At 70.1% G+C, this 15,686-nt stretch carries 14 protein-coding genes; 12 read left to right on the forward strand and 2 right to left on the reverse strand.

The window, feature by feature from the left end; translation table 11 throughout:
• The first annotated feature begins 29 nt into the window (after positions 1 to 29).
• The 5 genes from ACSFBC_RS26330 (at position 30) to ACSFBC_RS26350 (ending at position 5,395) form a co-directional block, all read left to right on the forward strand.
• Positions 30 to 1,007 (forward strand): Bug family tripartite tricarboxylate transporter substrate binding protein, encoded by a 978-nt coding sequence (locus ACSFBC_RS26330; RefSeq protein WP_435513283.1) that lies wholly within the window; start codon positions 30 to 32, stop codon positions 1,005 to 1,007.
• Positions 1,008 to 1,077: 70 nt separating this feature from the next.
• Complete coding sequence (locus tag ACSFBC_RS26335; protein ID WP_435513284.1) at positions 1,078 to 1,749, forward strand: glutathione S-transferase family protein; 672 nt, start codon at positions 1,078 to 1,080, stop codon at positions 1,747 to 1,749.
• 87 nt (positions 1,750 to 1,836) lie between these two features.
• Positions 1,837 to 3,444, forward strand: coding sequence for an MFS transporter (locus ACSFBC_RS26340; RefSeq protein WP_435513285.1), 1,608 nt, complete (start codon positions 1,837 to 1,839; stop codon positions 3,442 to 3,444).
• A gap of 60 nt (positions 3,445 to 3,504) precedes the next feature.
• Positions 3,505 to 4,041, forward strand: coding sequence for a DUF3304 domain-containing protein (locus ACSFBC_RS26345; protein ID WP_435513286.1), 537 nt, complete (start codon positions 3,505 to 3,507; stop codon positions 4,039 to 4,041).
• Between the two features lie 133 nt (positions 4,042 to 4,174).
• Positions 4,175 to 5,395: an MFS transporter gene (locus ACSFBC_RS26350; RefSeq protein WP_435513287.1), complete on the forward strand. Its 1,221-nt coding sequence runs from the start codon at positions 4,175 to 4,177 to the stop codon at positions 5,393 to 5,395.
• A 16-nt stretch (positions 5,396 to 5,411) separates the two neighbouring features.
• On the opposite strand, the gene ACSFBC_RS26355 is transcribed toward ACSFBC_RS26350, so the two are convergent.
• Positions 5,412 to 6,083, reverse strand: a complete 672-nt coding sequence (locus tag ACSFBC_RS26355) for a hypothetical protein (protein ID WP_435513288.1) — start codon at positions 6,081 to 6,083, stop codon at positions 5,412 to 5,414.
• 204 nt (positions 6,084 to 6,287) lie between these two features.
• Between ACSFBC_RS26355 and ACSFBC_RS26360 the strand changes: the two genes are divergently transcribed.
• The 4 genes from ACSFBC_RS26360 (at position 6,288) to ACSFBC_RS26375 (ending at position 9,601) form a co-directional block, all read left to right on the forward strand.
• Complete coding sequence (locus tag ACSFBC_RS26360) at positions 6,288 to 6,947, forward strand: response regulator (RefSeq protein WP_435513289.1); 660 nt, start codon at positions 6,288 to 6,290, stop codon at positions 6,945 to 6,947.
• Positions 6,944 to 8,314: a sensor histidine kinase gene (locus ACSFBC_RS26365; RefSeq protein WP_435513290.1), complete on the forward strand. Its 1,371-nt coding sequence runs from the start codon at positions 6,944 to 6,946 to the stop codon at positions 8,312 to 8,314. The genes ACSFBC_RS26360 and ACSFBC_RS26365 overlap by 4 nt, the downstream gene beginning before the upstream one ends.
• A gap of 36 nt (positions 8,315 to 8,350) precedes the next feature.
• A complete protein-coding gene (locus ACSFBC_RS26370) occupies positions 8,351 to 9,196 on the forward strand; it encodes a PA4780 family RIO1-like protein kinase (RefSeq protein ID WP_435513291.1) in 846 nt (281 codons plus the stop codon).
• Positions 9,197 to 9,295: 99 nt separating this feature from the next.
• Positions 9,296 to 9,601: a hypothetical protein gene (locus tag ACSFBC_RS26375; protein WP_435513292.1), complete on the forward strand. Its 306-nt coding sequence runs from the start codon at positions 9,296 to 9,298 to the stop codon at positions 9,599 to 9,601.
• Between the two features lie 20 nt (positions 9,602 to 9,621).
• On the opposite strand, the gene ACSFBC_RS26380 is transcribed toward ACSFBC_RS26375, so the two are convergent.
• Positions 9,622 to 10,650: an AraC family transcriptional regulator gene (locus tag ACSFBC_RS26380; protein WP_435513293.1), complete on the reverse strand. Its 1,029-nt coding sequence runs from the start codon at positions 10,648 to 10,650 to the stop codon at positions 9,622 to 9,624.
• A gap of 147 nt (positions 10,651 to 10,797) precedes the next feature.
• Between ACSFBC_RS26380 and ACSFBC_RS26385 the strand changes: the two genes are divergently transcribed.
• The 3 genes from ACSFBC_RS26385 to ACSFBC_RS26395 all read left to right on the forward strand — a co-directional run bounded on the left by ACSFBC_RS26385 (position 10,798) and on the right by ACSFBC_RS26395 (position 15,683).
• On the forward strand, positions 10,798 to 11,979 hold the full coding sequence (locus ACSFBC_RS26385; RefSeq protein WP_435513294.1) for an isovaleryl-CoA dehydrogenase: 1,182 nt from the start codon (positions 10,798 to 10,800) through the stop codon (positions 11,977 to 11,979).
• A 186-nt stretch (positions 11,980 to 12,165) separates the two neighbouring features.
• Positions 12,166 to 13,830: an AMP-binding protein gene (locus ACSFBC_RS26390; RefSeq protein ID WP_435513295.1), complete on the forward strand. Its 1,665-nt coding sequence runs from the start codon at positions 12,166 to 12,168 to the stop codon at positions 13,828 to 13,830.
• Between the two features lie 146 nt (positions 13,831 to 13,976).
• Complete coding sequence (locus tag ACSFBC_RS26395; RefSeq protein WP_435513296.1) at positions 13,977 to 15,683, forward strand: carboxyl transferase domain-containing protein; 1,707 nt, start codon at positions 13,977 to 13,979, stop codon at positions 15,681 to 15,683.
• The last annotated feature ends 3 nt before the right edge of the window (positions 15,684 to 15,686 follow it).

Raw genomic sequence — 15,686 nt, forward strand, 5'->3', positions numbered from 1 at the left:
TCCAAACATAGATATCCAGGAGACAAACCATGAACCGACGCCAACCCCTCGTCCTCGTCCTCGCCACCGCCTTGCTGAGCCTCGGCGGCACCGCCTTCGCCCAGGGCGGCTTCCCTGACAAGCCCGTGAAGCTCATCGTGCCCTTCCCGCCGGGCGGCACCTCGGACATCACGGGCCGCATCCTGGCCGAGGCGCTGGGCAAGGAACTGGGCCAGCCGGTGGTGGTGGAGAACAAGGGCGGCGCGGGCGGCACCATCGGTGCGCGCTTCGTGGCCGACGCCAAGCCCGACGGCTACACCCTGCTGCTCGGCACCTCGAGCACCAACGGCACCAACTCGGCGGTCTACAAGAACCTGCCTTTCGACGGCGTGCAGAGCTTCACGCCCATCACCCGCATCGTCACCGTGCCCGGCGTGCTGAGCGTGACATCGAGCTTCCCGGCCAAGACCTACGCCGAGTTCTACAAGCTGGCCAAGGAATCGCCGGGCAAGTTCTCGTACGCGTCGTCAGGCAACGGCGGTGCCACGCACATGGCGATGGAATACTACAAGTCGCTCAGCGGCCTGCGCATCGTGCACGTGCCCTACCGCGGCACCGGCCCGGCGCTCAACGACGTGGTCGGCGGCCAGGTCCAGATGATCTTCGACACGCTGGCCTCGTCGTACCCGCACATCAAGGCCGGCACCTTGATCCCGATGGCCGTGGCCGCGCCGCAGCGCGCCGGCGAACTGCCCAACGTGCCGACCTTCGTCGAGACCGGCCTCAAGACCTTCAACGAAGGCTTCTGGAACGGCGTGCTCGCCCCGGCCGGCCTGCCGCCCGAGGTGCTCAAGACGCTGCACGGCGCGGTGATCCGCGCGCTGCGCACGCAGTCCGTGAAGGACCGTTATGCGGCCACCGGCGCGCTGGTGGTCGAGGACACGCCCGAAGCCTTCACCGCGCTGATCACGGCCGACATCGCCAAGTGGAAGCGCGTGGCGGCGTTCGGGAAGATCACGTTGGACTGAGGGCTGCCGGCCGTGCGGCCACGGGGATGCGCCCGTGGCGGCGCTTGCCGCACTTCGGTAGGCTCGCGGCATGATCGTTCTGCACCACTGCGTCAGCGCCCGTTCCTTCCGTCCGCTCTGGATGCTCGAGGAATTGGGCGCGTCCTACGAATTGCGCATGCTGCCCTTCCCGCCGCGCGCGCTGGCCCGTCCCTTTCTCGAACTCAACCCGCTGGGCACCGTGCCGCTGCTGGTCGAAGGCGACACGCGCATGACCGAGTCGGCCGCGATGTGCCAGTACCTGGCCGAGCGCTGCGATCCGCAGGGCCTCACCGGTCTGGCGGTGCGACGCGACGAGCCGGCCTACGGCATGTGGCTCAACTGGCTGCACCACGGCGAGGCCACGCTGACCTTTCCGCAGACGCTGGTGCTGCGCTACGGTCGCTTCGAGCCGGCCGAACGCCGCCTGCCGCAGGCCGCGAACGACTACACCCAGTGGTTCCTCGCACGGCTGCGCGGCATCGATGCCGCGCTGGCGGATCACGAATGGCTGTGTGCCGACCGCTTCACCGCGGCCGATGTGTCGGTGGGTTATGCGCTGATGCTGGCCAGCCATCTCGCATTGGTCGAACGCTTTCCGGCCAACGTCGCGGCCTATTGGCAGCGGCTGCAGCAGCGCGAGGGGTATGGGCGCGCCCTGGCCGCGCAGGTTAGGGCGGCGGAGCTGCAGGGTGTGCCGTCGCAGGCCGCCACGACGGGCTGACGCGCCTTCTGCATCAGCGCCGATTGACGCCCGAGGCGCTTTCGCCCCACAGTGCGCAGGCGCCGTCCATGGCGCGCCAGGAACGCCATGACCCAGATCGGCAAACCCCCGTGCGATGAAGCCGCGATCCGCAGCGGCGCGGTCGCCGCGCCCTGCTCCGCGGCGGCCAAGCGCGGCATCCTGCTCGCGGCCATCCTCGGCTCCAGCATGGCCTTCATCGACGGCACGGTCGTCAACGTGGCGCTGCCCGCGATCCAGCGCGACCTGCACGCCGATGCCTTCCAGGCGCAATGGGTGGTCGAGTCGTATGCGTTGTTTCTCGCGGCGCTGCTGCTGGTGGGCGGCTCGCTGGGCGACCGCTTCGGCCGGCGCCGCATCTTCGCCATCGGCGTGGCGTTGTTCGCGCTCGCCTCGGCGGCCTGCGCGCTGTCGGCCACGGTGCAGCAACTGATCGCGGCGCGCGCGCTGCAGGGCATCGGTGCCGCCTTGCTGGTGCCGGGCAGCCTGGCGCTGATCAGCGCATCCTTCCCCGAAGGGGAGCGTGGCAAGGCGATCGGCACCTGGTCGGGTGCGAGCGGCATCACCGCGGCCATCGGCCCGGTGCTCGGCGGCTGGCTGGTCGACCAGTATTCCTGGACCTGGGCCTTCCTGATCAATGTGCCGATGGCCGCGGTGGTGCTGTGGGTGGTGTGGCGCCGCGTGCCCGAAAGCCGCAGCCCGGCGGCCGGCCGGCTCGACATCGCGGGTGCGGTGCTCGCGACGGTCGGCCTCGGCGGCATCGTCTACGCATTCATCGAGGCGCCGGTGCAGCAGTGGCGCGCACCTGCCGTCGTCGCGGCGCTGGTGCTCGGCCTTGCGGCGAGCGCGGCCTTCGTGGTGGTGGAAGCGCGCACCCGCGAACCGATGCTGCCGCTGGCGCTGTTCAGGCGCCGCAACTTCGGCGGTGCCAACCTGCTGACGCTGCTGCTCTACGCGGCACTGGGCGGCAGCCTCTACTTCTTCCCGCTCAACCTGATCCAGGTGCAGGGCTACTCGGCCACTGCGGCGGGCGCGGCGCTGCTGCCCTTCATCCTGATCATGTTCGCGTTCTCGCGCCAGGCCGGGCAACTGGTCGACCGCTTCGGCCCGCGGCTGCCGCTGGTGGTCGGCCCGGTGATCGCGGGCCTGGGCTTCGCGCTGTTCACCGTGCCCGGCACGCACGCGAACTACTGGACGGGCTTCTTCCCCGCGGTGGTGGTGCTGGGCATCGGCATGACGATCACGGTGGCGCCGCTGACCACCACCGTGATGAACGCGGTCGGGCCCGAGCAGGCGGGCATCGCCTCGGGCGTGAACAACGCGGTGTCGCGCACGGCCGCGGTGCTGGCGGTGGCGGTGTTCGGCCTGGTGATGGCCTGGGCCTTCGATGCCAGCCTGGCCTCGGCGCTGCGCGAGATGCAGGCCTCGCCCGAACTTTCCGCCCATCTCGTCGGGCAGCGCAGCCGGCTCGCCGCCGCGGCACCGCCGCCCGGCCTCGACGCGGCGAGCGCGCAGGCGGTCACGGCGGCGGTGCAGCAGGCTTTCGTCGCGGGCTTCCGCTGGGTGATGGGCCTGGGCGCGGTGCTGGCGCTGCTGAGCGCGCTGAGTGCCTGGTTGTGGATCGGCGGGCGCGCCGACGGCAGCGGCATACCGATCGGGGCTGCGCCGGCTCGTTAGACTGCCTCGAGCGACGTGCCGTGTCACCGGCAGCAGCGTCGCGAAAGGGAGAGAAGAATGATGAGCGAAATCCAGTGGAGCGCGGCCCGCGGCCGCGGTGTGCGGGCCGCATGCGCGGTGCTGCTCTCGTTGATGGCCGGTTGCGGCGGCAGGACGGTGCAGTTGGGCGTGCGCGGCTACATGCACGACGACGCCGACGATCCGATCCAGTATTTCAAAATCGATGGCGTCACCGGCGCGATGCCGGACGCGGGCGACGGGCCCGGCAAGGTCGCCTGCTGCGTGAACCTGCCCATCGAATGGCGGCCCGGCCTCACGGCGACGGTCGAGCTCGGGGACGGCCCGCCGCCCTGGCCGTCGTCCAGGGTCCTGCAAGTGCCGGTGGAGGCGTACCGCGGCTACGCGCGCGGCACCCTGCAGGCGCACTTCTATCCGGGCGGCCGGGTGCGCATCGTGGTCTCGCGCTTTGCGCCGGGACATCCGCGCTACCCGCTGCTCGAAGGCGTGGCGCTCGACTGGGCCGTGTACCGCAACTACTGCGCGCTGCGGCCCTCCGACAGGGTCTGCCAGGTGCTGCCGAAGGAACAGGATCACTGACCAGGCGGCCGACGGCGCACGATGCCGGCGTCGCCCCGTGTGACGATGGCGCACGCTCGCATGTCCGCAAACGGCCAGCGCTGCGAGGCGCCATCGCAGATCCTCGACGCTTCGACATCCCCTGCGCCCCGCCATGCATGCCCAGTTGCCCCGTTCCTTCGCCGCCCTGACCGGCGCCAACCTGGCGGCGCAATCGGCCGAGCAACTGAGCCTGGCGGCGGTGCCTTTGGTGGCCGTGCTGATGCTCGGTGCCGGTCCGGGCCAGATCGGGCTGCTGGCGGCGCTGCAGACCTTGCCGTTCCTGCTTCTCTCGCTGCCGCTGGGCTGGATGGCCGACCGCATGCCGCGGCGGCGGCTCATGGTGGCCGCCGAGGTGCTGCGCACGCTGTCGCTGCTGGCCTTGCTCGCGGCCGTGCTGCTGAATCGGCTGTCGGTCGAAGGCCTCGCGCTGCTGGGCTTTCTGGGGGCCATGGGCACGGTGGCCTTCAGCGTCGCGGCACCGGCGCTGTTGCCCGCCCTGGTGCCGCGCGAAGCCCTGGCGCACGCCAACGGACGGCTCGAGCTGGCGCGCAGCGCGGCCTTCGCGGGCGGGCCTGCGCTGGGCGGCGCCTTGGTGGCGTGGGCCGGCGCGCCGGCGGCGTTCGTGCTGGCGGCGGTGCTGTCGCTGGCGGCCGTGGCGCTGCTGGTCCGGCTGGTCGAGCCGGCACGGCCCGCGCGCCCGCCGCGCCATCCGCTGCGCGAGGTGCAGGATGGGGCCTCCTTCGTCTGGCGCGACCCGCTGCTGCGCCCGATGCTGCTGACGGGCGCAGCCTGGAACATCGCCTGGTTCGTGCTGCAGGCCGCGTACGTGCCCTATGCCGTCCGCGTGCTGGGCCTGGGGGCGGGCGCCGTCGGCATCACGCTGGGGGCCTTCGGCGCCGGCATGGTGGTGGGCGCGCTGCTGGCGCCGCGTGTCGTGGCCGCCCTGGCCTTCGGTCGCGCGATCCAGTTCGGCCCGGTGGTGTCGGTGCTGGCCGCCGCCACCATGGTCGCCACGCTCTTCGTGCCGAGCGGCCTGCTCGCCGCCTCGGCCTTCTTCCTGTTCGGCGCCGGCCCGATCGTGTGGACCATCACCTCGACCACGCTGCGCCAGAGCCTCACGCCTGCCGCGATGCTGGGGCGCGTGGGCGCGCTGTTCCTCACGGTCAACACCGGCGCCCGCCCGGTCGGTGCCGCGCTGGGCGGCCTGGTCGGTGCGGGCTGGGGCGAGGCGGCCTGCCTGTGGCTCGCACTGGCCGGCTTCGTGCTGCAGGCGCTGCTGATCCTGGGATCGCCGGTCGGCGGCTTGCGGCGCCTGCCGCTGGCCGCCGCCTGAGCGGGCGGCGCGCCGCTCAGTTCTGCGCGAAGCAGTAGAGCAGCCCGCCGCCGCCGGTTTTCTTCAGCGCGTCGAGGCTGCAGCCCTGGGTGGGGTGCGACGAGTTCCACGACTTCGAGGGCGCGTCGTCGCGCAGCCCCATGCGGTCGTGGTGGCCGACCAGCGCCGAGCCTTCGCCGCTTTGGGTCCAGTTGCCGCAGGTGTTGTCCTTGCCGTCGTTGACCGCGCGGCCGTCGGGCGAGGAGCCGGTCAGCACGTCGTGCAGGTTGACCGGATCGCCGCGCCCGCTGATGCCGGCGCCCTTCTCGGTCAGTGCGGTCTGCTTGTTGAGCTTGTTGTTGTCGCCGTGCAGGTCGGCCACGCTGGTGGCGATCACGTCGCCGCGCACGTTGCGCCACGGCCCGCTGCCGATGCGGTCGCGCGCATCGACGGCCGGGCTTCCCGGCGTCGCGCTCGCGCTCAGGTAGGCGCGCCAGGTGCGGCCGCCCGCGCCGGCGCTGGTGCCCAGCGCCTGGCAGTAGCGGTCGGCACCGGCCAGGCCGCCGAAGTCCGCGCCCTTGCCGGGATTGGCGCTGGTCACGAAGAAGCTCATGCCGGAGGCCGGCGTCGACGGCCCCATGGCGCCGCAGGCGGCGAGCAGGGCCAGGGCGGAGGCGGAGAGGGCGACCAGGGAAGAACGACGGATCATGGCGGGTGCTCCTGTGGAAGGCGGATGGGATCGACCGCCTGCACGCTACGCGCGCCGGTGCGTGCTCGCAAGGGGGGCGACCCGACACGCGCGCGCGGCGCGGCATCGGAAGATCGAGGGCGGAGCCGTCGCAGCCAATGACGGCGTGCGATGCAGCCGGCCGTCTTTGGCTTTCCCCAAGGTTGGCGCCCGCACAATGCCGCGGTGCATCTCCTCCTGATCGAAGACGACCTCGACCTCGGCCGCGCCCTTCAGGCCGCGCTCAAGGTCGACGGCCTGAGCAGCGAATGGCTGCGGCGCGCGGCCGATGCGCCGCAACGGCTCGACCCGGCCGCCTTCGACTGCGTGCTGCTCGACCTCACGCTGCCCGACGGCAGCGGCTACGACCTGCTGCGGCGCTGGCGCGAGGCCGGCTGCATGTTGCCGGTGATCGTGATCACCGCGCGCTCGGCCGTCGAAGACCGCCTGGCCGGGCTGGACGGCGGTGCCGACGACTTCGTGATCAAGCCCTTCGCCACGGTCGAGCTGATCTCGCGCATTCGCGCCGTGCTGCGCCGCTCGGCCCGGCAGGCCAGCGAGACCTGGCATTTCGGCGCGCTGTCGATCGCGCCGCGCAGCCACCGTGCGCAGTTGCACGGCGTGCCGCTCGATCTGTCGCCACGCGAGTTCAGCCTGCTGCGCGAACTGGCGCGCGAACCCGGCGCGGTGGTCGCCAAGGGTGTGCTCGCCCAGAAGCTCGAGCCGCTGGGCGAGCCGCTGGACTTCGCCGCCATCGAGGTGCACGTGTCGAACCTGCGCCGCAAGATCGGCGTGGCGCGCGTGCACACCGTGCGGGGCGTCGGCTACATGCTGGTGGCGTCATGACGCGGCGCCCCGGTCGCCCGACCATCGTGCGGCGCGTGTTCCTGGCCGTGGTGTTCGCCTTCGTGCTGGTGCTGCTGGCGATCCAGCTCTGGATGTACGTCGCCTTCCGCCAGTCGCTCGCGGTCGACCAGGGGCTCAGCAGGCTGGGTCGCGCGCTGACCGAGGCACTGGCGCGCATCGACGACGACGCGCAGGCGCGCGCGATCATGGCCTCGACCGACACGCTCTACAAGACGCTGCGCATCAGCGGCAACCCGGCCGGCACCGTGCTGCTGCAGCTGTCGGACCGCAGTGGCCGCACGGTCTACAGCGCGCCGGCGCTGGGCAGCCGCATCCTCGACGGCCTGCCCGGCCAGGTGGTCGAACGCACCTTCGACGGCGAGCCCTACTGGGTCTACACCGGCGAGTCGGCGCGCTGGTCGCTGCATGCGGCCGAGCCCGAGCGCACGCTGGGACGCGTGCTGCGCAACAACACCCACGTGGTGCTGCCCTACCTGTTGCTGGCGCTGCCGATCGTGCTGCTGCTGGTCTGGCTCGCGGTCCGGCATGGCCTGAAGCCGCTGCAGCGGCTGGCCGACCGCATCGCGCGGCGCAGCGTCGCCGATCTCTCGCCGGTCGGCTTCGATCCGCGTTACGCCGAGCTGACGCCGCTGGTGGGCGCGCTCGAACGCATGCTGGGCCAGTTGCGCGGCCGGCTCGAGCGCGAGCGCGCCTTCGTGCACGATGCGGCGCACGAGCTGCGCACGCCGATGGCGGTGATCGCGGCCGAGGCGCACGCGTTGGTGGGCGCCGAAAGCCCGGCCGATCGGCAGCGCGCGCGCGCGCACCTCGAGCAGGCGATCGCGCGCGCCTCGCATCTTTCGCAGCAACTGCTCGCGCTGGCCGCGCTCGACGAGACGCAGGGCCCGGCGAATGCGCCGGTCGATGCGGCGCAGCGGCTGCGGCAGGCGCTGGCGCAGGCCGCGCCGCAGGCCATCGCGCGCGGCATCGAACTCACACTGGACGCGCCCGACGACCTGGCGGCGCGGCTCGACCTGCCGGCCTTCCAGTCGATCGTCGAGAACCTGCTGCACAACGCGCTGCGCTATGTGCACGACGGGGCGCGCATCGCGGTCACCCTGGTGCGCGAGGAAGACGCGCTGACGCTCGCGGTGGAAGACGACGGACCCGGCATCGCGCCGGCCGAGCGCGAGCGCGTGTTCGAGCGCTTCTACCGCTGCGCGGACCCCACCGTGTCCGGCTCGGGGCTGGGGCTGGCGATCGTGCGGCAGGCGGTCGAGCGCATGGGCGGGCGGATCCGGCTCGGCACGGGCCTGCAGGGGCGCGGCGCGGGCTTCCATGTCTGGCTGCCGCTGGCGCCGCTCTGAAAACGCAGCCGCCGCGCGACAGCGCAAAATGGATGCATGAAAGCACCCCCCCGATTGCAGTCGCTGGTCGACGAAGGTCTGATCGACACCGTGGTGCGACAGCTGATGAGTGGCAAGGAAGCCATGGTCTACGTGGTGCGCTGCGGCGACGAGACGCGCTGCGCCAAGATCTACAAGGAAGCCACCAACCGCAGCTTCCGCCAGGCCGTCGACTACACCGAGAACCGCAAGGTCAAGAACACCCGGCTGCAGCGCGCCATGGCCAAGGGCACCAAGTTCGGCCGCCAGGCCACCGAGGCCGCGTGGCAGAGCGCCGAGGTCGACGCGCTCTACCGGCTGGCCGCCGCCGGCGTGCGCGTGCCGGTGCCCTACAACTTCTGCGATGGCGTGCTGCTGATGGAGCTGGTGACCGATGCCGAGGGCGACGCGGCCCCGCGCCTCAACGACGTGGTGTTCACGCCCGAGGACGCGCTGCGCCACCACGCGAGCCTGCTGGTCGAGGTGGTGCGCATGCTGTGTGCGGGCGTGGTGCACGGCGACCTGTCGGAATTCAACGTGCTGCTGGCCGCCGACGGGCCGGTGATCATCGACCTGCCGCAGGCGGTGGACGCGGCCGGCAACAATCACGCCAAGCGCATGCTGCTGCGCGACGTTGCCAACCTGAAGAACTTCTTCGGCCAGTTCGCGCCCGAGTTGCTGCAGACGCACTACGGCGACGAGATGTGGGCGCTGTACGAAAGCGGTGCGCTCGATCCGGGCACCGTGCTCACCGGCACCTTCGCGCATGCGACCGGGCCGGTGGACCTGGGCAACGTGTTGCGCGAGGTCGACGACGCGCGCGCCGAGGAGGCCGCGCGGCTGGTGCGCATGGCGGCGCGCTGAGGTTGCACAAGTTCATCAAGCTTCGCCCCGGGTTGACCTGCGCTTCACATTCGGCGCGCAGCATGAAGGCTTCTGAACCAGACGCCCCGAGGAGTTGCCATGATGATGAAGAAATTGTCCCTTGCATTCGGTGCCGCTGCGCTGCTCGCGCTGTCCGTCTTGAGCGCGCCGGCCAATGCACAGCCCTCTCACGGGCATCCGGGTTATCGGCCGCACTCCCGGCCGCACGTGGTGGTGGTGCAGCCGCCGCCGCGCCATGTGGCACGCCACGGGCACGGTCGCCACTACGACCGTCACTACCAGCCCTCGCGCTACGAGCGGCATCACCGCGGCTGGCGGGACAACGACCGCGACGGCGTGCCCAACCGCTACGACCGCCGTCCGAACAACCCGTACCGCCGCTGACCGGTGGGCCGGCCCGGCCTTCAGCGGCCCTCGCGGCGGAAGTCGCCGGGGGACGCCCCGGTCCAGCCGCGGAAGGCGCGTGAGAAGCTCTTCTCGTTGCGAAAGCCCACGGCCAGTGCGATCTGCTTGATCGGCCGCGTGGTGCGCCGCAGTTGGTCGACCGCCTGCTCGCGCCGCACCTCGTCCTTGAGCGCCTGCAGCGAGGTGCCTTCCTCGCTGAGTTGGCGGTGCAGCGTGCGGCTCGACAGGTGGAGCTGCGCGGCCAGCGCCTCGCCGGTGCCCGGGCCACCGGCGCGGGCGCTCAGCAGTTCGCGCACGCGCTGGCCCAGCAGCCGGTCGCGTCGGTACTGGAGCACGGTGAGCGGCAATGCGCGCTTGAGCATGGTGCGCAGCGCGGCCTCGTCGCGCTGCATCGGTAGCGCGAGGTAGCGCTCGTCGAAGCTGTAGCTCGCGCGTTCGGCATCGAAATGCAGTTCGCCATTGAACATCAGCGGGTAGGCGTCGCAGTGCGGCGGCGGCGTGAAGGGAAAGCTCGCCGTGCGCAGCGAGATGCGCGAGTCGATGGCCCAGCAGGCGTAGCCGTGCAGGAAGCGCAGTGTCGAGACCAGGCAGAACTCGCGGAACGCCGCATCGAGCGCGCGGTGCTCGGTGACCGCCACGGTCGCGATGCCGTCGGCCACGCGCAGGTCGAGCGTGATGTCTTCGGTCAGCAGCCGGTGGTGCCGGCACCACCGCTTGATGGCCACGCCCAGGTCGGGCGAGGTCAGCGAGGCGCGGCACAGCATGCCGTGGCTGCCCCAGGGCAGCCGGCGCGAGAACCAGCCCAGGGCCTCGTCGTCCAGTTCCTGCATCGCGTGGGCGTTGAGCGCCTCGAACTGGGCGGCCGTCACGCGCGCGTCTTCGTGGACGAGGTCCTGCGGCGCGATCTGTGCCTGGTCGAGGGCTGCGGCCGGGTCCCGGCCATAGTGCGCATAGCCCTGAACGATCGCTCGCACGAAGGCCATCGGCGTGGCCGCGCGGCCGGGTCTGAGAAAGGCGGGGGAGGGCATCGCGAGACGAAAAGGCGTGGCGTAATTTGCAACCATTGTGGCGGCAAATGCGAAGCCGGCGGGCGTAAGCTGCGGCTTTTGCGCGCGCAGCTGTTCCGTGTCTGTGCCTGCGAGCGCACCGTGCACCCTTCAGAGGAGACAAGCCCCATGCCCGCCCCGACCCTTCCCGGCCTGAACTTCGACCTCGGCGACACCGTCGACGCGCTGCGCGACGCGATCGCCGACTTCGCGCACCACGAGATCACACCCCGCGCGGCCCAGATCGACAGCGACAACCTGTTCCCGCACGACCTGTGGAAGAAGCTGGGCGACCTCGGCCTGCACGGCATGACGGTGAAAGAGGAATACGGCGGCACCGAGCTCGGCTACCTTGCGCACATGGTCGCGATGGAAGAAGTCTCGCGCGCCTCGGCCTCGGTGGGCCTGTCGTACGGCGCGCACTCCAACCTGTGCGTGAACCAGATCCACCGCAACGGCAGCGAAGCGCAGAAGAAGAAGTACCTGCCCAAGCTGGTGAGCGGCGAGCACGTGGGCGCGCTCGCGATGAGCGAACCCAATGCCGGCTCCGACGTGGTCAGCATGAAGCTGCGCGCCGAGAAGAAGGGCGACCGCTACGTGCTCAACGGCAGCAAGATGTGGATCACCAACGGCGGCGACGCCGACACGCTGGTGATCTACGCCAAGACCGAACCCGAGATGGGCGCGCGCGGCATGACGGCCTTCATCGTCGAGAAGGACTTCAAGGGCTTCTCGGCCGGCACCAAGCTCGACAAGCTGGGCATGCGTGGCAGCAACACCTTCCCGCTGTTCTTCGACAACTGCGAAGTGCCCGAAGAGAACGTGCTGGGCGGCGAAGGCATGGGCGCCAAGGTGCTGATGAGCGGCCTCGACTACGAACGCGCCGTGCTGTCGGGCGGCCCGCTGGGCATCATGGCCGCCTGCATGGACGCGGTGATCCCCTTCGTGCACGAGCGCAAGCAGTTCGGCCAGAGCATCGGCGAGTTCCAGCTCATGCAAGGCAAGATCGCCGACATGTACTCGACCTGGCAGGCCACGCGGGCCTACGTGTACGCCGTGGGCAAGGCCTGCGACCGCAACGACCACGCACGCACCTTCCGCAAGGACGCGGCCGGCGCCATCCTGTACTCGGCCGAGAAGGCGACGTGGATGGCCGGCGAGGCGATCCAGGCGCTGGGCGGCGTGGGCTACACCAAGGACTTCCCGGTCGAGCGCCTGTGGCGCGACGCCAAGCTCTACGAGATCGGCGCGGGCACCAGCGAGATCCGGCGCATGCTGATCGGGCGCGAGCTGTTTTCGGAAACGGCGTAAGGCTGTAGAAATAGCGGCACAAGGCAGCATGAAGCGGGCGGCTTTCTCTTCCTCCCTCTCCCGCTGGGAGAGGGCTGGGGTGAGGGCTGCAGCGATCGTGTCGAGCACCGCGCCTGATCGGAGGCCGGTTGCCCTCACCCCCACCCTCTCCCCAAGGGAGAGGGAGAAAGTCCAGGAGACAAGACCATGCCACTGATGCTCAGCGAGGCCCGAGGCGCCACCGACGTCCCCCTCATCGAACAACCCATCGGCGCCTTCTTCGACGAGATGGTCGCGAAGCAGCCCGAGCGCGAGGCCCTGGTCAGTCGCCACGAACGACAGCGCTTCACGTACCGCGAACTGCAGACCGCATCGAACCGGCTCGCGAGCGCGCTGCTCAATCTAGGCCTGGTGCCCGGCGACCGCGTGGGCATCTGGTCGCACAACAACGTGCCCTGGGTGCTGCTGCAGATCGCGACCGCCAAGGTCGGCCTGATCCTGGTCAACATCAACCCGGCCTACCGCACCTCGGAACTCGAGTACGCGCTCAACAAGGTCGGAGCCAAGGCGCTCGTGACCATGGCGCAGTTCAAGACCAGCGACTACCTGGGCATGCTGCGCGAGCTCGGCCCGAAGCGCCTGCCGCTGCTGCAGCACACGGTGTGGATCGACAAGGAAGGTGATGCGGACCAGGCCGGCATGCAACGCTTCTCGGCCTTGCTCGCGAGCGGCGACCCGCTGGACGCGCGCATCGCGCAGATCGGCGCCACGCTCCAGGCCACCGACCCGATCAATCTGCAGTTCACCAGCGGCACCACGGGCTTTCCCAAGGGCGCCACGCTGACCCACCGCAACATCCTGAACAACGGCTTCTTCATCGGCGAGTGCATGAAGCTCACGCCCGAGGACCGGCTGTGCATCCCGGTGCCGCTCTACCACTGCTTCGGCATGGTGCTGGGCAACCTGGCGGTGCTCACGCACGGCGCCACCATCGTCTACCCCAACGACGGCTTCGATCCGCTGACCGTGCTCGAGACGGTGCAGGCCGAGCGCTGCACCGGGCTGCACGGCGTGCCCACGATGTTCATCGCCGAGCTCGACCATCCGCGCTTCAAGGCGTTCGATCTCTCGACGCTGCGCACCGGCATCATGGCCGGCTCGCCGTGCCCGACCGAGGTGATGAAGCGCGTGGTCGACCAGATGCACCTGCGCGAGATCACCATCGCCTACGGCATGACCGAGACCTCGCCGGTGAGCTGCCAGAGCAGCACCGACACGCCGCAGGACAAGCGCGTGTCGACCGTCGGCACGGTGCAGCCGCACCTCGAAATCAAGATCGTCGACCCCGAGACCGGCGCCACGGTGGCGCGCGGCCAGTCGGGCGAGTTCCTCACGCGCGGCTACTCGGTGATGCACGGCTACTGGCAGGACGAGGAGAAGACCCGCGAGGCCATCGACGCCGAGGGATGGATGCACACCGGCGACCTGGCGGTGATGGACGCCGAGGGCTACGTCAACATCGTCGGCCGCATCAAGGACCTGGTGATCCGCGGCGGCGAGAACATCTACCCGCGCGAGATCGAGGAGTTCCTCTACCGCCACCCCAAGGTGCAGGACGTGCAGGTGGTCGGCCTGCCCGACAAGCGCTACGGCGAGGAGCTCTGCGCCTGGATCATCGTCAAGCCCGGCCAGACGGCCACCGAGGACGAGGTCCGCGATTTCTGCAAGGGCCAGATCGCGCACTACAAGGTGCCGAAGTACATCCAGTTCGTGACCGAGTTCCCGATGACGGTGACCGGCAAGATTCAGAAGTTCAAGATCCGTGACGCGATGAAAGAGCGGCTCGGGCTCGACGAAGAAAAGACCGCATGAGCCGCGTCGTCCCCGTCCCATTCCTTCTCCCTCCGGGAGCGGGCTAGGGTGAGGGCTCCGAGCTTCCACAAACGCCACGCCTCCACCACCGCTGCCGCCCTCACCCCCACCCTCTCCCAACGGGAGAGGGAGAAAACAGAGAACCGATGAGCAAACTAGAGACCAAGCTGAATGCACGTTCGGCAGACTTCCAATCCAACGCCGCCGCGATGCGCGCATTGGTCGATGACCTGCATGCGCAGTTCGCCAAGGTCGAGGCCGGTGGCGGCGAGGCCGCGCGCGCCAAGCATGTCGCACGTGGCAAGCTGCTGCCGCGCGATCGCGTGGCCGAGCTGCTGGACCCGGGCACGCCCTTCCTCGAGATCGCGCCGCTCGCGGCCTACGGCATGTACCTCGACGCCAAGGGCGGGGAGTCCGCGCCGGGCGCGGGCCTGATCGCCGGCATCGGCCGCGTGAGCGGTGTCGACTGCATGATCGTGTGCAACGACGCCACCGTGAAAGGCGGCACCTACTACCCGCTCACGGTGAAGAAGCACCTGCGCGCGCAGGAGATCGCCGAGCAGAACCGCCTGCCCTGCATCTACCTGGTCGACTCCGGCGGCGCCAATCTGCCGAACCAGGACGAGGTCTTCCCCGACCGCGACCACTTCGGCCGCATCTTCTACAACCAGGCCAACATGAGCGCGCAGGGCATCGCGCAGATCGCGGTGGTCATGGGCTCGTGCACGGCAGGCGGCGCCTACGTGCCGGCGATGAGCGACGAATCGATCATCGTGAAGAACCAGGGCACCATCTTCCTGGGCGGCCCGCCGCTGGTGAAGGCCGCGACCGGCGAGGTCGTGACGGCCGAGGACCTGGGCGGCGGCGACGTGCACACGCGTTTGTCGGGCGTGGCCGACCATCTGGCGCAGAACGATCTGCACGCGCTGTCGCTCGCGCGCTCGGCGGTGGCGAACCTCAACCACCGACCCGCCACGCCACCCACCGTTCGGGCTGAGCCTGTCGAAGCCGGTTCGCCCAGCGCCGCGGGCACTTCGACCCTTCGTCAAGCTCAGGACAGGCCAAGCTCAGTGCGAACGGTAGTGGCCCCCGCCTTCCCGCGCGAAGAGCTGTACGGCGTGATCCCCACCGACACTCGCAAGCCCTTCGACGTGCGCGAGATCATCGCGCGCATCGTCGACGGCAGCGAGTTCCACGAGTTCAAGGCGCGCTTCGGCGCCACGCTGGTCTGCGGCTTCGCCGAGATCGAGGGCATGCCCGTGGGAATCGTGGCCAACAACGGCATCCTGTTCTCCGAGTCGGCCCAGAAGGGCGCGCACTTCATCGAGCTGTGCTGCCAGCGCAAGATCCCGCTGGTGTTCCTGCAGAACATCACCGGCTTCATGGTCGGCCGCAAGTACGAGAACGAAGGCATCGCGCGCCACGGCGCCAAGATGGTGACGGCCGTGGCCACGGCCAACGTGCCCAAGTTCACGATCATCATCGGCGGCAGCTTCGGCGCCGGCAACTACGGCATGTGCGGCCGCGCGTACAGCCCGCGCTTCCTCTGGATGTGGCCCAACGCGCGCATCAGCGTGATGGGCGGCGAGCAGGCCGCGAGCGTGCTGGCCACCGTCAAGCGCGACGGCATCGAAGGCAAGGGCGGCCAGTGGAGCGCCGAGGAAGAGGAAGCCTTCAAGGCCCCGATCCGCCAGCAGTACGAAGACCAGGGCCACCCCTACTACGCCACCGCGCGGCTGTGGGACGACGGCATCATCGACCCGGCCGACACGCGCCGCGTGCTGGCGCTGGGCCTCGCGGCATCGCGCAATGCGCCGATCCCCGAGCCGAAGTTCGGCATCTTCCGAATGTAAGGG

Origin of the sequence: Variovorax frigidus (genome assembly GCF_051216515.1) — a bacterium.
Classification (GTDB): domain Bacteria; phylum Pseudomonadota; class Gammaproteobacteria; order Burkholderiales; family Burkholderiaceae_C; genus Variovorax.

What these genes read in the sequence shown, in the direction of transcription:
- ACSFBC_RS26350 (WP_435513287.1), top strand. Translation starts at nt 4,175, where the DNA reads ATGCATGCCCAGTTGCCCCGTTCCTTCGCCGCCCTGACCGGCGCCAAC.
- ACSFBC_RS26335 (WP_435513284.1), top strand. Translation starts at nt 1,078, where the DNA reads ATGATCGTTCTGCACCACTGCGTCAGCGCCCGTTCCTTCCGTCCGCTC.
- ACSFBC_RS26330 (WP_435513283.1), top strand. Translation starts at nt 30, where the DNA reads ATGAACCGACGCCAACCCCTCGTCCTCGTCCTCGCCACCGCCTTGCTG.
- ACSFBC_RS26345 (WP_435513286.1), top strand. Translation starts at nt 3,505, where the DNA reads ATGAGCGAAATCCAGTGGAGCGCGGCCCGCGGCCGCGGTGTGCGGGCC.
- ACSFBC_RS26340 (WP_435513285.1), top strand. Translation starts at nt 1,837, where the DNA reads ATGACCCAGATCGGCAAACCCCCGTGCGATGAAGCCGCGATCCGCAGC.
- ACSFBC_RS26395 (WP_435513296.1), top strand. Translation starts at nt 13,977, where the DNA reads ATGAGCAAACTAGAGACCAAGCTGAATGCACGTTCGGCAGACTTCCAA.
- ACSFBC_RS26385 (WP_435513294.1), top strand. Translation starts at nt 10,798, where the DNA reads ATGCCCGCCCCGACCCTTCCCGGCCTGAACTTCGACCTCGGCGACACC.
- ACSFBC_RS26380 (WP_435513293.1), bottom strand. Translation starts at nt 10,650, where the DNA reads ATGCCCTCCCCCGCCTTTCTCAGACCCGGCCGCGCGGCCACGCCGATG.
- ACSFBC_RS26355 (WP_435513288.1), bottom strand. Translation starts at nt 6,083, where the DNA reads ATGATCCGTCGTTCTTCCCTGGTCGCCCTCTCCGCCTCCGCCCTGGCC.
- ACSFBC_RS26370 (WP_435513291.1), top strand. Translation starts at nt 8,351, where the DNA reads ATGAAAGCACCCCCCCGATTGCAGTCGCTGGTCGACGAAGGTCTGATC.
- ACSFBC_RS26375 (WP_435513292.1), top strand. Translation starts at nt 9,296, where the DNA reads ATGATGATGAAGAAATTGTCCCTTGCATTCGGTGCCGCTGCGCTGCTC.
- ACSFBC_RS26390 (WP_435513295.1), top strand. Translation starts at nt 12,166, where the DNA reads ATGCCACTGATGCTCAGCGAGGCCCGAGGCGCCACCGACGTCCCCCTC.
- ACSFBC_RS26365 (WP_435513290.1), top strand. Translation starts at nt 6,944, where the DNA reads ATGACGCGGCGCCCCGGTCGCCCGACCATCGTGCGGCGCGTGTTCCTG.